Annotated in this window: 16 protein-coding genes; 9 read left to right on the top strand and 7 right to left on the bottom strand. The window is 65.2% G+C overall.

Annotated elements, in window-relative coordinates:
• Positions 1-2 precede the first annotated feature (2 nt).
• The 9 genes from U0025_RS20350 (at position 3) to U0025_RS20310 (ending at position 13,406) form a co-directional block, all read left to right on the top strand.
• Positions 3-317, top strand: a complete 315-nt coding sequence (locus U0025_RS20350; RefSeq protein WP_004209361.1) for an L-rhamnose mutarotase — start codon at positions 3-5, stop codon at positions 315-317.
• 22 nt (positions 318-339) lie between these two features.
• Positions 340-3,348 (top strand): glycoside hydrolase family 35 protein, encoded by a 3,009-nt coding sequence (locus U0025_RS20345; RefSeq protein ID WP_004209360.1) that lies wholly within the window; start codon positions 340-342, stop codon positions 3,346-3,348.
• A complete protein-coding gene (bglB, locus tag U0025_RS20340) occupies positions 3,349-4,464 on the top strand; it encodes a beta-galactosidase BglB (protein ID WP_004209359.1) in 1,116 nt (371 codons plus the stop codon). It begins immediately after the preceding gene.
• Between the two features lie 28 nt (positions 4,465-4,492).
• On the top strand, positions 4,493-6,073 hold the full coding sequence (locus tag U0025_RS20335; RefSeq protein ID WP_004209358.1) for a rhamnogalacturonidase: 1,581 nt from the start codon (positions 4,493-4,495) through the stop codon (positions 6,071-6,073).
• Positions 6,073-8,505 (top strand): glycosyl hydrolase 115 family protein, encoded by a 2,433-nt coding sequence (locus tag U0025_RS20330; protein ID WP_004209356.1) that lies wholly within the window; start codon positions 6,073-6,075, stop codon positions 8,503-8,505. Before U0025_RS20335 ends, U0025_RS20330 begins: the two co-directional genes overlap by 1 nt.
• Positions 8,506-8,613: 108 nt before the next feature.
• Entirely contained in the window at positions 8,614-10,128 is a 1,515-nt protein-coding gene (locus U0025_RS20325) for an MFS transporter (RefSeq protein WP_004209355.1), read from the top strand.
• Between the two features lie 29 nt (positions 10,129-10,157).
• Positions 10,158-11,348, top strand: coding sequence for an SGNH/GDSL hydrolase family protein (locus U0025_RS20320; RefSeq protein WP_004209354.1), 1,191 nt, complete (start codon positions 10,158-10,160; stop codon positions 11,346-11,348).
• Entirely contained in the window at positions 11,345-12,310 is a 966-nt protein-coding gene (locus tag U0025_RS20315) for a glycoside hydrolase family protein (RefSeq protein WP_004209353.1), read from the top strand. Before U0025_RS20320 ends, U0025_RS20315 begins: the two co-directional genes overlap by 4 nt.
• A gap of 46 nt (positions 12,311-12,356) precedes the next feature.
• Entirely contained in the window at positions 12,357-13,406 is a 1,050-nt protein-coding gene (locus U0025_RS20310) for a LacI family DNA-binding transcriptional regulator (protein ID WP_004209352.1), read from the top strand.
• 92 nt (positions 13,407-13,498) lie between these two features.
• Here U0025_RS20310 and U0025_RS20305 read toward each other — a convergent pair whose 3' ends face one another.
• The 7 genes from U0025_RS20305 to rhmD all read right to left on the bottom strand — a co-directional run bounded on the left by U0025_RS20305 (position 13,499) and on the right by rhmD (position 20,334).
• On the bottom strand, positions 13,499-14,317 hold the full coding sequence (locus U0025_RS20305) for an alpha/beta hydrolase (RefSeq protein ID WP_004209351.1): 819 nt from the start codon (positions 14,315-14,317) through the stop codon (positions 13,499-13,501).
• Complete coding sequence (locus tag U0025_RS20300) at positions 14,304-15,344, bottom strand: glycoside hydrolase family 43 protein (protein WP_004209350.1); 1,041 nt, start codon at positions 15,342-15,344, stop codon at positions 14,304-14,306. The genes U0025_RS20305 and U0025_RS20300 overlap by 14 nt, the downstream gene beginning before the upstream one ends.
• On the bottom strand, positions 15,344-16,408 hold the full coding sequence (gene rhaT, locus U0025_RS20295) for an L-rhamnose/proton symporter RhaT (protein ID WP_004209349.1): 1,065 nt from the start codon (positions 16,406-16,408) through the stop codon (positions 15,344-15,346). The genes U0025_RS20300 and rhaT overlap by 1 nt, the downstream gene beginning before the upstream one ends.
• A complete protein-coding gene (locus tag U0025_RS20290) occupies positions 16,405-17,307 on the bottom strand; it encodes an amidohydrolase family protein (protein WP_004209348.1) in 903 nt (300 codons plus the stop codon). Before U0025_RS20290 ends, rhaT begins: the two co-directional genes overlap by 4 nt.
• A 175-nt stretch (positions 17,308-17,482) precedes the next feature.
• Positions 17,483-18,232, bottom strand: a complete 750-nt coding sequence (locus U0025_RS20285; protein WP_004209347.1) for an SDR family NAD(P)-dependent oxidoreductase — start codon at positions 18,230-18,232, stop codon at positions 17,483-17,485.
• Positions 18,229-19,086: a fumarylacetoacetate hydrolase family protein gene (locus U0025_RS20280; RefSeq protein ID WP_004209346.1), complete on the bottom strand. Its 858-nt coding sequence runs from the start codon at positions 19,084-19,086 to the stop codon at positions 18,229-18,231. Before U0025_RS20280 ends, U0025_RS20285 begins: the two co-directional genes overlap by 4 nt.
• A 27-nt stretch (positions 19,087-19,113) precedes the next feature.
• Positions 19,114-20,334 carry an L-rhamnonate dehydratase gene (gene rhmD / locus U0025_RS20275; protein ID WP_004209345.1) on the bottom strand — a complete coding sequence of 407 codons (1,221 nt, stop codon included), beginning with the start codon at positions 20,332-20,334 and terminating at the stop codon, positions 19,114-19,116.
• Positions 20,335-20,410: the final 76 nt, after the last annotated feature.

Genomic DNA, 20,410 nt, shown 5'->3' with positions numbered 1-20,410 from the left:
CGATGTCCGTCCACGCCTTCAAGATGCAGCTCAAGCCCGGCGTGGTCGCGGAATATCGCAAGCGCCATGACGAGATCTGGCCCGAGCTGTCGGCGCTGCTGACCGAGTCGGGCATCTACGACTATTCGATCTTCCTGGACGAAGAGACGCTGAGCCTGTTCGCGGTGCTGAAGCTGCGCGAGGACAATAGCCGAGACAGCCTGCCCGACCATCCGGTGATGAAGCGCTGGTGGGATTATATGGCGCCGCTGATGGAAGTGCAGCCGAGCAACCAGCCCAAGGAATGGCCGCTGTCGCTGCTGTTCCACATGGATTGAGTGCAGGAACAGGCTGACATCCATGCGTAGCTTCATCACCGCCCTCGCCCTTGGCACCATGCTGGCCACGCCTGTCATGGCGCAACAGGCCAAGCCGACCGCCAATCTCTCCGCGCCGGTCAAGACGTTCGGCCGCCTCTCCTATGATGCGCGATCGCTGATGATCGACGGCAAGCGGATGGTGATCTGGTCGTCGGAATTCCATCATTTCCGCCTGCCCTCGCCCGATTTGTGGCGCGACATCCTGCAGAAGATGAAGGCGAGCGGCTTCAACAGCGTCGCCGTCTATTTCGACTGGGGTTTCCACAGCCCGAAAAAGGGCGTGTACGACTTTAGTGGTATCCGTGACATCGACCGGCTGCTGACGATGGCGGAGGAGGAAGGCCTCTACGTCATCACCCGCGCCGGTCCCTATGTGAATGCGGAACTGTCGCGCGGCGGCTTTCCCGGCTGGCTGGTCAACCAGCGCGCCCGCGCCCGCACCGATGACCCCGATTATATGGCGGCGGCCGACGAATGGCTGACCAAGGTCAACGCGATCATCGCCAAGCACCAGATCAACAATGATCCCAGCCGCAAATATGGCGTGATCCTGCACCAGATCGAGAATGAGCTGGCGATGACCACGCCCGCCCAGCGGCGTTACATGGATCATCTTTATGCCAAGGCGCGCGCCGACGGCATCACCGTGCCGCTGTTCCACAATGACCAGGGCCGCAACGGTTACTGGGCGCCGGAAAGCAGCAAGGTGGACAAGGTCGTCCATGGCCCGAACGACATGTATGCGTTCGATGGCTATCCCGGTGGCACCTGTACCGTGGATGGCAAGCCGACGCGCGGGTCGGCCGCGCCCGACTGGGGCTATTATGGTCCCGGCGGCGCCAAGGGCGGCGCATCCGCATCGCCCGACACGCCCGGATTCCTGGCCGAATTCGGCGGCGGCTGGTTCGACTATTGGGGGTCGAACGGCGGCTATGAGTGCAACGCGATCCAGCGTGGCAAGCGGTTCCAGCGCGTCTTCTATGGCACCAACCTCGCCAATGGCATCGGCATCCAGAGCTTCTACATGGGCTATGGCGGCACCAGCTGGGGCTGGCTGCCCGCGCCGGTGGTGTTCAGCAGCTATGATTATGGCTCCGCCATTTCCGAGCCGCGCGAGGTGCGCGAAAAGGCGCTGGAGATGAAGCAGCTGGGCGGCCTGATCGCCTCCGTCCCCGACATGGCCGGCATGATCCCGGCGGGGACGCCGGAGATCAGCTCGCCCAATATTCAGGTCTATCACAACAAGAGCCCGGAGACGGACGCGCGCTTCCTGATGGTGACGCACAAGCCGTCCAACGGGCAGACGAGCGACGCGTTCAGCTTCACCGCCGACCTGCCCGATGGCCGCTATAGCGTACCGATGCAGCTCAACGGCTTTGACGCCAAATGGCTGGTCGCGGGCGTGACGCTGGGCGGGCAGCGACTGGTCTATTCCAGTTCCGAACTCCAGTCGGCGCAGCAGATCGACGGCAACGACCTGATCCTGCTCTATGGCCGCACCGGCGAGCAGGGCGAGACGGTGCTGCGCTACGCTTCCGCGCCCAAGGTGACGGTGCTGGAAGGCCAGGCGCGCAGCGCGTTCGATGCCGCCAAGGGCGACCTGAAGCTGGATTACAGCCATCAGGGCCGCGCCGTGCTGCGAATCGAGGGGGGCGGGCGTCCGCCGCTGACCCTGATCCTGGCCGATGAGGCCGAGGGCGCGCGTTACTGGCGCGAGAAGGACATGCTGGTGCGCGGGCCGGCGCTGGTGCGCAGCGCCGTTGCCAAAGGCGGTTCGCTGGCGCTGACCGGCGATACGAGTGCAGCCAGCCCGCTCGAAATCTGGGCGCCCAGGGCAGTCCGATCCGTCAGCTGGAACGGCGCTAAGGTGACGACGAAGGCGACAGCCATCGGCAGCATCGCCGCCGTCCAGCCGCTCGCCGGTCCGGTCGATGTCGCGCTGCCGGCGCTCAACGACTGGCGCATGGCGCAGGGTTCGCCCGAGGCGCAGCCCGGTTTCGACGACAGCGGCTGGCAGGCGATCGACAACCGATCCTATGCCAGCACCACCGCCAAGCCCGACGGCCAGCCCAATATGCTGATGGACGCCTATGGCTTCCATGACGGCGACGTCTGGTATCGCGGCCGCTTCACCGGGTCGCCCGACGCCAAGGCGCTGTCGCTTTATTATGGCGCCGGCGGTTCGGGACTGGTGCAGGCCTGGATCGACGGCAAGTTCCTGGGCGAAGGCGAAACGCCCGGCGGCCTGCCCCGGCCGATCACCACCGGCACCGCGCGCTTCGCCCTGCCGGCGGAGGCGCAGGCGGCGGGCGAGCATGTCCTCTCCGTCATGGTCCGCAACAATGGCCATAATTGGGATCTGGACAGCGACGATTTCCACAAGGAAGCGCGCGGCCTGGTGTCCGCATCGCTGGAGGGCGGCCCGAGCGGACGCAGCTTCGCGGTGCCGATCAACTGGAAGATCCAGGGCAAGCAGGGCGGCGAGGATCTGCCCGATGTCGCCCGTGGTCCGGCCAATAATGGCGGCCTTTATGGCGAGCGGATGGGGTGGCACCTGCCCGGCTTCAACGACAGCGCATGGGCCAAGGCCAGCGTGCCCGCGACCCAGGCGACGGCCGGGACGAGCTGGTATCGCACCAGCTTTGCCCTCAGCGTGCCCAAGGGGCAGGACGCGACCATTGGCCTGAGCTTCGGCGACGCCAGCAAGCCGCGTTCGCCGGTCCGTTACCGTGTGCTGATCTTCGTCAACGGCTGGAACATGGGGCAGTTCATCGCCCATGTCGGGCCGCAGCGGACCTTCCCCATTCCCGAAGGCATCCTGAACCACAGGGGCCAGAACCATGTCGCGCTGGCCGTCACGTCCGACGGTCAGCCGGGCGATGCGCTCGAAACCGTGCGCCTCGTCACCCTACGCAATGTGAAAGGCGGTCTGCCGGTGCAGATGGTGACCGCGCCAAACGCACCTTCAGACCTCAAGGAGACCAAGTAAGTGGCCGCTCTCACCCATGATGTACCGCGCCAGCAGGTCGTCGACTCCATCGACCGGCTGATGGACAATCTCGTCAATATCAAGGACGAGACAGGCGAATTCCTGCTCCATTTGGAAGATGGCCGCATCATCGACACCAAGGGCTGGGCCGGATGGGAATGGACCCATGGCGTCGGCCTGTTCGGCATGTGGCGCTATTTCGAGCAGACCGGCGACCAGAAGGCGCTGGGCATCATCAAGCAGTGGTTCGAGGATCGCTTTGCCGAAGGCACGCCGACCAAGAATATCAACACGATGGCCCCGTTCATCACGCTGGCCTATCTGTATGAATATGAGCCCGACCCGCGCTACATCCCCTATCTGGACGTATGGGCCGAATGGCTGATGGCGGCCGACGGCCTGCCCAAGACCGAAGAAGGCGGGTTCCAGCACATCGTCTATAATGACGTGAATCCCGGCGAGATGTGGGACGACACGCTGATGATGTCGGTGCTGCCGCTGGCCAAGATCGGCCTGCTGCTAGGTCGCCCGGCCTATGTCGAGGAAGCCAAGCGCCAGTTCCTGGTCCATATCAAATATCTCTATGATACGAAGACCGGCCTGTGGTTCCACGGCTGGGACTTCAACGGCCGCCACAATTTCGCCGAAGCGCTGTGGGCGCGCGGCAATTGCTGGGTGACGATCGCCATCCCCGAGATCATCGAGATCCTCGACCTGAAGGAAGGCGATTTCTTCCGCACCTTCCTGATCGACACGCTGGCCGCCCAGGTGAAGACGCTGGCAGAGACGCAGGACGCCGAAACCGGCCTGTGGCACACGCTGATCGTCGACCCGACCAGCTATCTGGAAGCATCGGCCACCGCCGGCTTTGCCTATGGCATCCTGAAGGCCGTGCGGAAGGGCTATCTGCCGCGCCATTATGAAGCGGTCGGCATCAAGGCGGTGCGCGGCGTGCTGGCGAACATCGACGAGACCGGCGAGCTGCAGCAGGTGAGCTTCGGCACGGCGATGGGCGACACGATGCAATTCTACAAGGACATCGCGCTCACCTCCATGCCCTATGGCCAGAGCCTGGCCATGTGCGCACTCGGCGAGTTCCTGCGCACCTATATCTGAGTCACGGGAAACGGGGATCGAGGGGTAAATGGAAGGACCGTTCGATCGCCGTTTCCTGCTGAAAGGTGCCGCCGGCATATCCATGCTGGCGGCACTGCCCGCTTTCGGCCGCGCCCTGCCTCAGGGCATGGTCAATGTCCGCGATTTCGGCGCGAAGGGCGATGGCAGCCATATCGACAGCCCGGCGATCGACCGAGCGATCGCCTTTGCCGCGGAGCGCGGCGGCGGGACCGTCTATGTGCCCCCCGGCAGCTACGCCTGCTATACCATTCACCTGAAGAGCAATATCACCCTGTGGCTGGACCGAGGCGCCACCCTGCTGGCCGCGTCGGTGCCGCTGACGGGCCTCGCCAATGGCGGCTATGATGCGGCCGAGCCGCAGGACCCGGCGATCGCCCCCTATCAGGATTATGGCCATAATCACTGGCGCAACAGCCTGATCCATGGCGAGGGACTGCATGATATCGCGATCTGCGGCGACGGGCTGATCTGGGGCAAGGGGTTGAGCCGGGGCCATCCCGACAAGGATCGGCCGGCCGCCGAACTGCCCGGCGTCGGCAACAAGGCGATCGCGCTCAAGAATTGCCGCAATGTCGCGCTGCGGGACTTTTCCATTCTGGAGGGCGGGCATTTCGCGTTGCTGGCGACCGGGGTCGACAATCTGCTGATCGACAATCTGACCGTCGACACCAATCGCGACGGGTTCGACATCGACTGCTGCCGCAATGTGCGGGTCAGCAACTGCACGCTCAACACCCCCTATGACGACGCGATCGTGCCCAAGTCCAGCTATGCGCTGGGCTATCCGCGCGCGACCGAGAATGTGACCATCACCAACTGCCATGTCAGCGGCTCCTATGTCGTCGGCACGCTGCTGGACGGGACGTTCCGGCCGCTGGCGCGCAATCGCGACACCTGGCTGCTGGGCCGGATCAAGTGCGGCACCGAAAGCAATGGCGGGTTCAAGAATATCACGATCAGCAATTGCGTGTTCGATCAATGCTGGGGGCTGGCGCTGGAAACGGTGGACGGCGCGGTGATGGAGGATGTGACGATCAGCAACATCGCCATGCGCGGCTGTCACAGCCCGGCCCTGTTCCTGCGGCTGGGCCGGCGGATGCGCGGGCCGGCGGGCGCGGCGGTGGGGTCGATGCGGCGGGTGCTGATCGACAATATCACCTGCCAGAGCGGGTCGATGCTGCCGTCGATCATCGCGGGCGTGGCCGGCCATCCGGTCGAGGACGTCCAGATCAGCAATCTCTTCATCGACCAGCCGGGCGGCGGCGACGCGGCGATGGCCGGAATCAATCCACCGGCCAAGGAAGAGGATTATCCCGATCCCGACCGGTTCGGGCCCCTGCCGGCGAGCGGTTTCTTCATCCGTCATGCGCGTAATGTGGACCTGAGTCATGTCGAGATACGGACGCGGACGGCGGACGCGCGGCCGGCCTTCTGGCTGAAGCATGTCGAGGGGTTTGATGGATCCTATCTGAAAATGCCGGGCGCCGCGGATGCCTTCCGGCTGGAGAATGTGACCGGCTTTCGTAGCAGCGCGATCCGCGATTTGCCGGATCGGCGGATCGACACGACCAACATGGTGCGTTTCTGATGCGCTGGTGGCTGGCGCTGCTGCTGCTCGGCGCCACGCCGGCGCAGGCGGCGGACTGGGTGCGGTCGGTGGCGCAGCGGGGGGATTTCCCGCTGGTGGCGCGGGGGCAGGCGGCGCGGATCGTCACCGACCCGGCCGAAGACGCCGTGGTAGGAATCGCCGCCGAGGATCTGAAGCAGGATATTGGCCGGGTCACCGGCGCGGCCGAGGGCGGCGCAGCGCAGGTATGGATCGGCACGCTGGGCCATAATGAAGCGATCGACCGGCTGGTGGCGGACAAGCGGATCGATGTCGCGAAGCTGAAGGGCGCGTGGGAGAGTTTCCTGATCCTGCCGATCGAGCGGCCGGCGCCCGGCGTGGCCCGCGCGCTGCTGATCATCGGCAGCGACCGGCGCGGCACCGCCTATGGCGCCTATGAACTGTCGCGCGCGATCGGCGTGTCGCCCTGGCACTGGTGGGCGGATGTGACGCCGCTGCATCGCGATGCGCTCTATGTCGCCAGGGATGCCCGGCGGTTCGGGCCGCCTTCGGTCAAATATCGCGGCATATTCCTGAATGACGAGGATTGGGGGCTGGTGCCCTGGGCGGCGGGGAACCATGCGCCCGAGGAAAAGCCGCTGGGGCCGAAAACTTATGCACAGGTTTTCGCGCTGCTGCTGCGGCTGAAGGCCAATCTGCTGTGGCCGGCGATGCACAAGGTGACGACGCCGTTCAATGCCGACCCGGCCAATGCGGCGCTGGCCGATCGCTATGCCATCATCATGGGATCGAGCCATGCCGAGCCGATGCTGCGCAACAATGTCGGCGAATGGACCGCCCCGGCCGAGGATTTCGATTATCTCAAGAACCCCGACGAGGTGCGGCGCTATTGGGACGAGCGGGTGCGCAGCAATGCCGGCTATGAGAGCATCTGGACGTTGGGGATGCGCGGTATCCATGACAGCGGCATGGTGGGCCCCAAGACGGTGGAGGACCGCCGCGCCGCGCTGGAGCGCATCTTTGCCGACCAGCGCGCGATGCTGGCCAGGGCCGGTGCGGCGGACGCGCCGCAGGTCTTCACCCCCTATAAGGAAGTGTTGGACGTCTATCGCGCGGGCCTCAAGGTGCCGGACGATGTGACGCTGATGTGGCCGGACGATAATTTCGGCTATATCCGCCACTTCCCCGATGCCGCCGAGCGGGCGCGCAAGGGCGGGTCGGGCGTCTATTATCATCTCTCCTATCTGGGCGCGCCGCTCTCCTACCTATGGTTATCCACAACCCCGCCGGCGCTGATCCGGGAGGAAATGGGGCGTGCCTGGGATGCCGGCGCGCGACAGGTCTGGGTCGCCAATGTCGGCGACTTGAAGCCGGCGGAACTGGCCACCGACTATTTTCTGAGCCTCGCCTGGGCTGTGGATAAGGTGCGGGCAAAGCCTGTGGATAAGTTTGTGGAAGACTGGGCGGCGGAGAATGTCGATGCCGCGCAGGCGCCCGCCATTGCGGAGATATTGCGCGATTATCACCGGCTGAATTTCGCCCGGCGGCCCGAGCATCTGCAGTGGAATCTGCCTGTGGATAAGTATCGGCAAAGCCCGCTGACGATCGGCGAAGCGGATGAACGGCTGGCGGCGTTTGCGGCGATGGAGACGGCGCTGGCACAAGTGGAGCCGGCGATCCCAGCCGAGCGGCGCGACGCCTTCTATGAATTGCTGGCCTATCCGGTGCGGGCATCGGCGGCGGCCAACCGGCGCTTCTTCGCGGCCGAGGCGCATGACCGGCTGCGCGACAGCGACCTGGCCGAGGCAACGCGGCGCGGCAGGATCGCACATGAAGCGGACAGCGAAATTGACAGGCTGACGACCTATTATAACCGCGAACTGGCGGGCGGAAAATGGCGCGGAATCATGGCGGTGGAGCCGGCAGACGGGCAATGGCGCAGCTATCGCCAGACGCCGGTGGTCCTGCCGCCGGTCGATGCGCCGGCGCCGCCGGCCGGGCCGGTGAAAGCGCAACCGGCCGCCCCTGTCCTGCCGCTGCTGACGCCGGACCGATTCGCCGGATGGACGCGCGTGGAGGGGCTGGGTCGTCATGGCGCAATGCTGGCGCCAAGCGGGAAGAAAGAAGCCAGCCGCGCGACGATCGACCTGCCGCCGGGTGAGTGGACCGTGCTTGTGGATATCTTGCCGACCTATGCCGACCGGGATGGCGACGCGCTGCATCTGACCGTCGGCATCGATGGCGTGACGCAGGCGCTGGAGAGTCGGCGCGAGACCGGCAGTCGCGACTGGGCGATGGGGGTGCTGGACAACCGGGCGACCATGACGTTAACGCAACGACTGAGCGGCGGGCGGCATGTCGTGACGCTGGAGCGCGCCGATCCCGGCGTGCTGATCGAGGCTATCCGCTTCGTGCCGGCGCCCGCAGAAAAGGCCGATCGCGGCTTGCATTAGTCTCATATCGTGTGATAGCCGTTCACTATGTGGCATATGTCTCATATGCCCGCGCGCGTCAGAACAAGAGCCCAAGCGCCGATCATTGCCCTAGGCGGAGGACCTGAATTGCCCGAGACTGCCCCATCCACCGCGCGTCCCGTCCGCCTGCAAAATTACCTCGCCTATGGTTCCAACGACGTGCTGGGCGCGGGATCGATGGCGGTCATTTCCGGCTGGGTGCTGATCTTCTACACGCAATTCTGCGGCCTTAGCGCGGGGCAGGCGGCGACCATCTTTGCCGTCGCGCGCATCCTGGACGCCTTCGCCTCGCCGATGATCGGCTATATTTCCGACCATTTCGGCGGCACCTGGCTGGGCCGCAAGTTCGGCCGCCGCCGCTTCTTCATCCTGGCCGCGATTCCGCTGCTGCCAAGCTTTGCATTGATGTGGCTGCCGGGTCAGGGCTTCTGGTATTATCTGGTCAGCTATGTGCTGTTCGAGCTGGTCTATGCGATGGAGATCATTCCGTTCGAGACGCTCGCCGCGGAAATGTCGACCGACTATCGCACCAAGGCGAAGTTCGCCGGGTCGCGCATCCTGTTCGGTCAGGCATCGGCGATCCTGGCCGGCTTCCTGCCGCTGTGGCTGATCAACGCGCTGGGCCGCGACAGCGCCGACACCTTCTTCTACATGGGCATCATCTTTGCCGCCCTGTTCATGGTGACGGCGGGGCTGCTCTACCTGTTCAGCTGGGAACGGCATCTGCCCGGATCGGCCGAGGCGATCGGCCAGAATCCGGTCGGCGCGGGCGGGCCGGGACAGGCGCTGAAGGCGCTCTACCGCAACCTGTTTTCCACCATGCGCATCCGCGCCTTCCGCCTGCATCTGGGCATGTATCTGGGCGGCTATATCAGCCAGGACATTTTCAACGCGGCCTTCACCTTCTTCGTGATCTTCGCGCTGGCCGGATCGACGGCGATCGCATCGGGCCTGCTGGGCACCATGTATATCGTCCAGTTCGTGGCGGTGATCATCGCCATCAACCTGGCGCTGCGGGCATCGCCGGCCAAGGCCTATCAGGTCGCCGCCGCCGACTTCGCTGTCGGTTGCCTGACGCTGATCGGCCTGTGGTTTGCGGGTGTGCCGGCGACCAGCCCGTGGATCTGGCTGCCGATCATCCTGTGCGGCCTGGGCCGCGGCGCGCTCAACTATATCCCCTGGGCGACCTATAATTATATGGCCGATGTCGACGAGATCGTGACCGGACAGCGCCGCGAGGGCAGCTTTGCCGGGGTCATGACCTTCGTGCGCAAGGCGACGCAGGCGGCGGCCGTCGCCGGCGTGGGCTTCATCATGCAGGCCGGCGGCTTCGTGTCGGGCGCCGCGGAGCAGAGCCATGGCGCGATCCTGACCATGGCGCTGCTGCTGGGCGTCGGCACGGTTGGCTGCCTGGGGCTGGGTATCTGGGTATCGACCAAATTCCGCCTGAGCCCGGCGACGCACGACATATTGATGCGCGAGATCGAGCATCTGCGCAGCGGTGCGCGCACGCCGACATCGCCGGTCGCCGCCGAAGTGGTCGAGGATCTGTCGGGCTGGCGCTATGACCAGCTGTGGGGCCGTAACCCGGTGGCGCAATAAGGGCCGGTCAGACAATAAGGGAGAGGGACATGGGCAAGAGGATGCTGTTGGGTGCGGCGCTGCTGGCGATGGTCGCGGCAACGCCGGCGCAGGCCCAATATTGGTCGCGCAGCTGGATGGCAGCGCCTTTGGTCAACCGCGCCCCGCCCGAGAAGCATCCCGATCTCAACGATCGCACCGTCCGCCAGGTCGTGCGCCTGTCGAGCGGCGGGCAGCGCATCCGCATCCGCCTGTCGAACGAGATGTCGGTCAATCCGCTGCTGGTGGGCAGCGTGCATGTCGCGCTGGCCGGCGAGAATGGCGCGATCGTGCCGGGCAGCGACCATGTCGTGACCTTCAACCAGGCGCAGGGCGCGACCATCCCCGCGCGTGCGCCGCTGCTGAGCGATCCCATCGACCTGGCGGTCAAGCCGCTGACCCGGATCAGCATTTCCATCCATCTGCCGCAGGGCGCGGCGGATGCGACGGTGCATAGCTATTCGGCGGCGACCACCTGGACCGCGCCGGGCGACCAGACCGGTGCGGAGACGCTGACCAGCCCGACCGTCATCGGGCCGCGCGTGGTGATTTCGGCGGTCGAGGTCGACAATGCCAAGCGCGGCACGGCGATCGTGACGCTGGGCGATTCCATCACCGACGGCGTGCGCGCTACCTCCGACAGCAACCGACGCTGGCCCGACCTTCTGGCCGAGCGGCTGCAGAAGGCGGGCCGCAAGAGCGTCGGCGTGGCCAATGCCGGGATCAGCGCCAACCGACTGCTGAGCGAGGCGGACGGCTATAATGCGCTGGCGCGGTTCGACAGCGATGTGCTGGCAGTGCCGGGCGTCACCCATGTCGTCATTCTGGAAGGCGTCAATGATTTGGGCGGGGCCGCGCGCGACAAGCGCCCGATGCTGACGCCGCAGACCGTCATCGGCGCCTATCGCCAGATGATCGCGCGGGCGCATGACCGCAATATCAAGGTCATTTTGGCGACCATCCTGCCATACAAGGGCGCGGGCTATTGGAGCGCGGAGGGCGATGCGGTGCGCATCGCCGTCAATGAGTGGATCCGCACGACCAAGGAGGCCGACGGCTTCGTCGACCTGGCCAGGGCGGTGGCCGACCCGGCCGATCCGTCGCGCATGGCTAAGCCCTATGATGTCGGCGACGCGCTGCACCCCAATGACGAAGGGTTCCGCGTCATGGCCGATGCCTTTGATCTCAGGCTGTTCAAATGATCGCATCGCTGCTGTTGATGGCCGCCGCCGCGAGTGGGCCGGTGGCGCCCAAGCCACTACTGCGTGATCCGGTGCATGATGGTGCGGCCGATGCGTCGACCGTCTATGATCGCAAGAGCGGCGAATGGGTGATGTTCTACACCAATCGCCGCGCCGACCTGCCGATGGAAGACGCCAAGGATGTCCGCTGGGTCCATGGCACGGCGATCGGCACGGCGCGGTCGAAGGATGGCGCGAAATGGCGCTATAGCGGCACCGCGACGATCCCGACCCGTTGCACCGGCGAGACGCTGTGGGCGCCCGAAGTGCAATGGCTGGAAGGCCAGTGGCATATGTGGCTGACGGTGGTGCCGGGCATCTATCGCGACTGGAATGCGCCGCGCTTCATCGTCCATCTGACCAGCCCGGACCTCAAAAGCTGGACCTGTGGCGAGCGGCTCGATCTCGGCTCCGACCGGGTGATCGATGCCAGTGTCCTCGCCTTGCCGGGCGGCGGCTATCGGCTGTTCTTCAACGACGAGCGGATGAACAAGGCGATCCGCACCGCTGACAGCAGCGACCTCATTCACTGGAGCGTCAAGGACCGGCTGACCGACACGCCGGGCGAAGGCCCCAAGGCGTTTCGCTGGAAGGGCAAATATTGGCTGATCTCCGACGCGTGGAAGGGGCTGCTGGTGATGCGATCCGACGACGGGACGCACTGGACGCGCCAGCCGGACTATATCCTCGCGACACCGGGCAAGGCGCCGACCGACCGGGCCAAGGGCCAGCATCCCGACATCATCGTGTCGGGCGACCGCGCCTATATCATCTATTTCGTCCATCAGGAGGGCGAGGATGAGGCGAAGGCCAATCCCGACTGGAAGCGGCGGTCGGTGCTGCAGATCGCCGAACTGACCGAGAAGGACGGGATCGTCAGCGTCGATCGCGATGCGCCGGCGCATATACGACTAAAGCCCTGATCGCCGCGATTTTCCTTGCCGGGAAAACCGGCTAGGACGTCAGGTGATGCAGAAAGCCGCGAAGAAGAAGCCGCCCACGATCCGCGAGGTCGCCGCCCGTGCCGGCGTGTCGATGATGACCGCGTCACGCGCGATCAACGGCAAGGCGCTGGTCAGCGCCAAGTCGCAACAGGCGGTCGAGCAGGCGGTCAAGGATCTGGGTTATGTGCCCAATGCGTCGGCGCGCGCGCTGGTGGGCAGTGCCGACCGGCGGGTGGCCTTGTTGCACAGCAATTCGACGACATCGGCCTATCTGGGCGAGTTGCTGCTCGGCGCGCTGGGCGAAGCGCCGCAGCGCCATCTGCATCTGGTGGTCGAGCAATGCGCGCCGGGCGCCTTTGCCAAGGAGATCGTCGATCAGGTGTCGAAGGCGCATGTCGCCGGCGTCATCCTGCCGCCGCCGCTGTGCGACTGGGCCGAACTGGTCGAGGCGTTGCAGGCGCGCGACATCGCCGTGGTCGGCATCGCGCCCGATGGCGATGTGCCCGGCATGCTGGCGGTGGGGACCGACGACCGCCATGCCGCCTATGACCTGACCCGGCACCTCATCGACCTTGGCCATCGGCAGATCGGCTTCATCTCCGGCAATATCCGCCACCGCGCCAGCGCCCGGCGCCTGCAGGGCTTTCGCGATTGCCTGGCCGACCGGGGGATAAGGCTGGACGAGCGCTGGATCGTGCCGGGCGACTTTTCCTATCGATCGGGGCTGGACGCGGCCGAGCAATTGCTGAGCCTCGACACGCCGCCCAGCGCCATCTTTGCCTGCAATGACGATATGGCGGCGGCGGCGATCACGGTGGCGCATCAGCGGCGTATCAACGTGCCGGGCGACATCACCATCTGCGGTTTCGACGACACGCCGCTGGCGAGCGCGATCTGGCCGGCGCTGACGACGATCCGCCAGCCGATCCGAGACATGGCGCGCGAGGCGATCGGCCTGCTGGGCGCCCATTTCAGCAGCCAGGACGATGGCGCCGGCGAAGAGGCGCTGGGCCGGGTGAAGCTGGATTATCAGCTGATCCGGCGCCAGTCCGATGCCGTGCCCTCACGGCATTGATTCCAAGCTGCCAGGATGCTGACGCATCGGCAGCTTGAAACGCTCAGGCGCCGCGCGGGCTGATCAAAGCCCGCGCAGGATGACAGCGACGTTTACAGGAAGCAGACCTGTCTGAGCCAGGCTTCGCACAGGCGCGGCCAGAGCGAGACGGGCTGATCCGGCGTGTCGAGCGCGAAGCCATGGGGGGCGTCGGCGAAGATGTGCAGTTCCGCGCTGCCGCCCGCATCCTGCCAGGCGCGGCTCAAGCGATAAGCGTTTTCGACCGGCACCACCGGATCATTGCCGGCATAGACGATGAAGGCCGGCGGCGGGCCGGGCAATAGTTGCGCATCGGGCTGAAGCGCGTCGTAGAGCGCCTGCTTTTCCACCGGCGGCAGCGGCGGCTTGTCGGCGACGATGGTGCGGCCCTTGGCATTGGTGGAGATGGGCGCATAGCCGATCACCATGACATCGGGCCGCTGCGGCGCGACATCGCCCCAGTCCGCCGGATAATGCGTGGCGAGGCAGGCGGCGAGATGGCCGCCCGAGGAGAGGCCGACGACGCCGACGCCATCGGGCGCCAGATCGGACGCGCGGATCATCCGCATCGCGGCGAGCGCATCGTCGAGCGGCGCGGAGGGACCGGTGCCGGCATGGGGGAAGCGGTGGACGAGGACGAAGGCATGATAGCCGAGCGATGTCAGCCATTGCGCGACCTGCACCCCTTCGCGTCCGGCCATCAGCGCGACATAGCCGCCGCCGCCCAGGATGAGCATGGCGCGGCCATTGGGCCTGTCAGGCGCATAGCCGAGCAGCACCGGGCGATCGACAGCGGTGACGACCGCCTGTTCGGGCGCGGCATTGGCGTCTTCCAGCACGAAGGCGCCGCTTGGCGCATCGCGCAGCGGCCAGACCAGATCAGCAGCGAGCATCGGACACTCCCATCGGGCAGCCATGGGTGGGATAGGCTTCGCCATCCAGTTCCACGGCCTCGCGCACGACCTCCAGCCGATCGCCGGCGTCGCGCATTTCGTAGAATTTGGCGATCGCCCGCTTGAACGGGCGGTGGAGGACCAGCATCAGCTTGCCATCAAAGGCATGGAACAGCATGCCATGGCCGCTGTCCTGCATGATGAGCGGGCCAAGCTGTTCCCAGGGGCCGGCGAGCGTGCCGGATTTGGAGCGGGCCTGCGCCTGGACATAGCCACCCTTCCCCCAGCTCGACCAGAGCATCAGCAGGGTGCCGGTCTTGGTGCGATAGAGTTCGGGGCCGTCGGTGACATAGCCCATGTCCCCTTCGGGTTGCTTCTGGCCGATCACCCAGTCGGCTTCATTGGCGCGGAACAGCAATTGCGGCTTGCCGGCGGGCGAGAGATCATCCGTGAGCGGTAGCGCCTCCATCGTGCCGACGCCCATCTGCAGCCATTCATGGGCATAGACCATCCAGGGCTTGCCGGCCGGGTCGACATAGAGGCTGCCGTCGAGCGTCATGGCATCAGGTCCGGTGATCGGCTCACCCTTGTGGATAAGTTGATAGGGGCCATCGACGCGGTCCGACACCGCCAGCAAGGTGGCGCGGCGATAATTGGGGCGCTTGCCGCTGGCGGGGATCGCCGCCTTGTCATTGTGGAAGGTGGCGAAGAGATAATAGCGCCCCTTCCAGCGATGCACCTCCGGCGCCCAGCCGCCGTCATTGGCCCAGCTGTCCTTCGGCAGGGCGAAGACAAGCTTGGGCTTCTGCCAATGGGCGAGATCGCTGCTGGCATAGGCCATGATGCCGATGCGCGAATCGCCAGTGACGGCCGGGTCATTCTTCGAGAAGAGCCAGTAGGTTCGGCTCCCCTGCTCCGCCACGACGAAGGGATCATGGATGCGCAGATGCGATGTCAGCAGCGGTGCGTCGGCCGCCGCCACCGGGGCGGCGAGCGTCAGCAGTAGGGCAGCGAGCCAGCGACGCATCAGCTGGCCAGCCTGTTGCCATAGCCGATGATGAGGGTGGCGAGGATCAGCAGGCCAACGCCGCTCCACACCATGCGGCGGACCGCCGGCGCGGCATCCTTCCACTCGCGGAAGGCAAAGCCCCAGCAGGTGCCGAAGATGATGATCGAGGCCATGTGCAGCGTCCAGCTGGAGAAGCCGAAGCGGCCCATCTGGCTTTCACCCATGGTGTAGAAGAAGAACTGGAAATACCAGGCCGTGCCCGCCACCGCGCAGAGCAGGAAATTGGGCAGCAGCTTGGGGCGCTGGCCCGAGGCATCGGGCGCGCCGGCCCACTGGCCCGCCGACTTGTTCTTCGCGATCAGCCAGCCGCACCAGAGCGCGTTGGTGATGAGGCCGCCGAACATGACGAGGCAGAGGGTGGGCAGGCCGGTCCACAAGGGGCCGGTGCCGGCGGCGGCCGACAGCGCCTTGACCGGTTCACCGGCGGCGAGGCCGAAGGCAAAGCAGCTCGACATGATGCCCGAGAAGATGGCGACGGCGATGCCCTTCTTGAAATCGAACTCGGCGACGACGGCGGCCTTCTGTTCGGTCGAGAGCGCCGCATCCTTGCGGGCGCCGGCGCGGGCGACGACAACGATGCCGAGCACGGTGACGGCCAGGCCCAGCAGGACGATCTGGCCATGCAGGGTTCCGGCAATTTCGGTCATGAACGTCCCGTCGAAGATCGGCGGGATCAGCGTGCCGAAGACGGTGCACAGGCCCAGCACCACCGCCATGCCGAGCGAGAGGCCGAGATAGCGCATGGTAAGGCCATAGGTGAGGCCGCCAAAGCCCCAGAGAAAGCCGAAGAAGATGCACCAGCCAACTACGGACGAGGGCACCTGAGCCATCACGCCCATCAGGTCGTTGGTCTGGACCGAGGCGAAGAACCAGGGCGCGATCACCCAGGAGAAGATGCCGCCGGTCAGCCAGAAAATCTCCCAGTTCCAGCGCTTCACGCCGCGGAAGGGAACATAGAAACTGGCCGAGGCGAAGCCGCCGAGCCAGTGGAAGAGGACGCCGAGCAGGGGATTGGGGGTCATAGCGCAAGTCCCAGACGATAGAGGCGATTGGCGTTGCCGGCGAACATGGCGCGGCGATCGGCTTCGGGGAAATCCGACACGATGGCGTGATAGGATTCCATGTAACGGTCGATCGGGCCGAACAGCTTGTCGGTCGGCGTGTCGCTGGCAAAGGCGCAGCGGTCGACGCCGAACATGTCGATCGCCTCATGCACCAGCGGCGCGATGCCGGCCATGGTCCAGTCGCGGCGGATGAAGCCCATGCCCGACAGCTTGACCGCGACATGGGGCAGCGCGGCGAGCGCCTTCATGCCCCGGCGCCAGTCGTTGAGGCCATCCGGATCGGTCAGCACCGGCATGCCCATATGGTTGATGATGACCGGGATGTCGGGATGCCGCTCGATCAGCGGGACGAGGCCGGGCATCTGCCCCGGATAGCATTGCAGGTCGAAGGAGAGGCCATGTTTGGCGAGCAGGCCATAGCCCGCCTGCCATTGCGGATCGACGGTGAGATCGACCGGACCATAGGTGCGCTGGGGATCGGCATGCCAGTTGACGATGTGGCGGATGCCCTTGACGCGGGGATGGGCGGCCTGTGCGGCCAGCAGCGCATCGACATCCGGGTCGTTGAGCGCGGCGAAGGCGACGAAGCCGGTGGGGAGGCCATCGACGGCGGCAAGCGTGTCGAGCCACTGGGTCTCGCGCAGCGCGCTTTCCGCAGCCGCGCCGGCATCGACATGGACGGCGCCGATGACGTTCCAGCGGGCAAGGTCTTCGCGATATTGGGCGACGCCATAGTCATGGGCGATCGGCTCGACGCTGCCATTGGGGCCATCGTCCGAAAAGGGCGGGCTCAGCCAATCGTAGCGGATATGGTGGAGATCCCACAGATGGATATGGGCATCGACAAAGGGGATCATGCGTCCTCTCCCATGAACAGTTCAGCAGCCTCTTTTCCGTTCGGGCCGAGCGTGGCGAAGGCTTCGACTTCGCTCAGCCTGCCCTTCGACAGGCTCAGGGCGAACGGGAGAAACTGGCATAAATCGCGGCGCGCCGGGCTCTTGGATGGCCGGTCGCGCCGCGTAGAGGGCTGGATCAGAAGGTGGTGCGGCCGCCCGAGGTGTCGAAGGTCGACGCCGTGGTGAAGCTGCATTCCTCGCTGGCCATGAAGCAGACCATGGCGGCCGATTCCTCGACCAGGCCAAGCCGGCCCATCGGGATCTTCGAGCGCATATAGTCGACCTGGCTCTGCGGCAGCTGCTCCAGGATCGGGCTTTCGAAGGTCGCCGGGGTCAGGGCATTGGCGATCACGCCCTTGCCCGCCAGTTCCTTGCCGATGCTCTTGGTGAGGCCGATGACGCCGGCCTTGCTGGCCGAATAGGCGCTGGCGTTGGGATTGCCTTCCTTGCCTGCGACCGAGGCGAGGTTGACGATCCGGCCATAGCCGTTTTCGAGCATGAAGGGCACGACTTCGCGGTTGCAGTAGAAGAGGCCATTGAGGTTGATGTCGATCACCCGCTGCCAGCTGTCGACCGGATAGTCCCACACCGTGGCGGTCGCGCCGGTGATGCCGGCCGAGCAGACGAGGACGTCGATCTTGCCGAGCGCATCCGCGCTGGCCTTGGCGGCGGCGGCGACGGCGGCCTGATCGGAGACGTCGAGTGCAACCACATGGGTCGCGCCGACTTCATCCTTTGCAGCGGCGAGGGCGTCGGCATTCAGATCCCACAGGACCACCTTGCCGCCTTCTTCGACGATGCGCTTGGCAACCAGCTTGCCCAGGCCCGAGGCGCCACCGGTGACGATGGCGCAGCGACCTTCATAGCGTCCGGAAAAGACGCTCATCCGAGCACCTCGTCACCCAGGTGGCGCCATTCCACGACATTCTGCTTCTGGCTGCCGAGCTTGGCGATGCCCAGTTCCATGACGTCGCCGGCCTTGAGGTAGACGGCTTCGGGCTTCTTGCCCTCGCCCACGCCCGGAGGGGTGCCGGTGATCATCAGGTCACCCGGATAGAGGGTGATATATTCGCTGACATAGGAGATGAGCTGGGCGACGTTGAAGATCATCGTCTTCGTATTGCCGGTCTGCATCCGCGCGCCATTGACGTCGAGATACATGTCGAGATCCTGCGGGTTGCCGATTTCGTCGGCGGTCACCAGCCAGGGGCCGACCGGGCAGAAGGTGTCATGGCCCTTGCCCTTGCTCCACTGGGTGCCGCGCTGCTTCTGGTTGAAGCGTTCCGACACGTCGTTGACGAGGACATAGCCAGCAACCTTCGACAGCGCATCTTCTTCCGACACGAAGCGGCAGGTTTCGCCGATGACGACGCCCAGTTCGACTTCCCAGTCGCCATGGGTCGCGCCCTTGGGCAGCATCACTTCGTCATTGGGGCCATTGAGCGACGACAGCGCCTTCATGAACATCATCGGCTCGGTCGGGATCGGCAGGTTGGATTCGATCGCATGGTCCTCATAGTTGAGGCCGATGGCGACGATCTTGCCGATGCCCTTGACCGGCACGCCATAGCGCGGGTCGCCATCGACGACGGGGAGCGATGCGATGTCGACGCCCTTGGCGGCGGCGAGGCTCTCGATCGTCAGGTCGGCGACGACGCCGGAGAGGTCACGGATCTTGCCTTCGGCATCGATCACGCCGGGCTTTTCCTGGCCACGCTGGCCGAAACGAACAAATTTCATGGGATCAGTCTTTCTCTGTTCAGGCGATCAGTGGGTGTAGGGGCGGTGCATCGCGATGTCGGGGTTGAGGTCGACGCCGAAGCCCGGCTTGTCGAGCGCGGTCACCTTCATGCGGCCATTTTCCGGCACCGGTTCGCCCAGCAATTGCGGGTGGAACATCGGCACCACTTCCGTCGGCCCCGGATGCATCATCAGGAACTCGGCGAAGGGCGAGTTGTGGCGGGTGATGACGAAATGATAGCTGTAGACCGACGAGCCATGCGGCACGACCATCTTGCCATGGGCGTCGGCCAGCGCGCTGATCTTGAGCAGTTCGGTCACGCCGCCGCACCAGCCGACATCGGGCTGGATGATGTCGCAGCAATCCATTTCCATCAACATGCGGAAGCCCCAGCGGGTCGCTTCATGCTCGCCGGTGGTGACCAACATGCCCTTGGGCACGTTGCGCTTGAGCTGCTGGTAGCCCCAATAATCGTCCGGGCTGATCGCTTCCTCGATCCACTTGAGACCCAGCTCATGCGCGGCGATGGCGAGGCGGGTGGCATAGTCGACGTCAAGCGCCATCCAGCAGTCCCACATCAGCCAGAAATCATCGCCGACCTTGGAACGCATGTCGGCCAGTTCGGCGATATTCTTCTTCAGGCCCTCAATGCCTTCTGCCGGGCCATGGTGCAGCGCCATCTTGCCGCCGATGAAGCCGAATTCCTTCGCCTTGTCCGGGCGCGCGCCGGTGGCGTAGAATTGCAGTTCGTCGCGGACCGCGCCGCCGAGCAGATGATAGACCGGTTCCTGGCGCAGCTTGCCGAGCAGATCCCAGAGCGCGAGGTCGACGCCCGAGATGGCGTTGATGACCAGGCCCTTGCGGCCATAATATTGGGTCGAGAAATACATCTGGTCCCAGATCTTCTCATAGTCGGTCGGCGACCGGCCTTCGAGGAAGCGGGCGAGATGCTTTTCGACGATATAGGCGGCGGGCTCGCCACCGGTCGTCACAGCGAAACCGATGGTGCCGTCTTCCGCCTCGATCTCCACCACCAAGGTGCCGAGCACATTGATGCCGAAGCTCTGCCGCGACTGGCGATATTCGGGATATTTCGACATCGGCGTCGCGATGTGATCGTCGATCCAGTGGCCTTCGCCCTGGTCATGATAATCGGCACCGCCGCCGCGCACGGTGAAGGCGCGGACATGCTTGATCTTCGGCAACGTCACGATGGGCACGCTGAAACTCCCTTGGGCCAGACCCATCGCAAGGGGATGGGCAATAACACTTCCACCATATGGACAAAATGCGCACAACGTGGGGCAATTGAGGGGAAGAATC

Origin of the sequence: Sphingobium yanoikuyae (assembly GCF_034424525.1) — a bacterium.
Lineage (GTDB): Bacteria > Pseudomonadota > Alphaproteobacteria > Sphingomonadales > Sphingomonadaceae > Sphingobium > Sphingobium yanoikuyae.
This window is presented reverse-complemented; position numbering and strand designations above follow the sequence as displayed.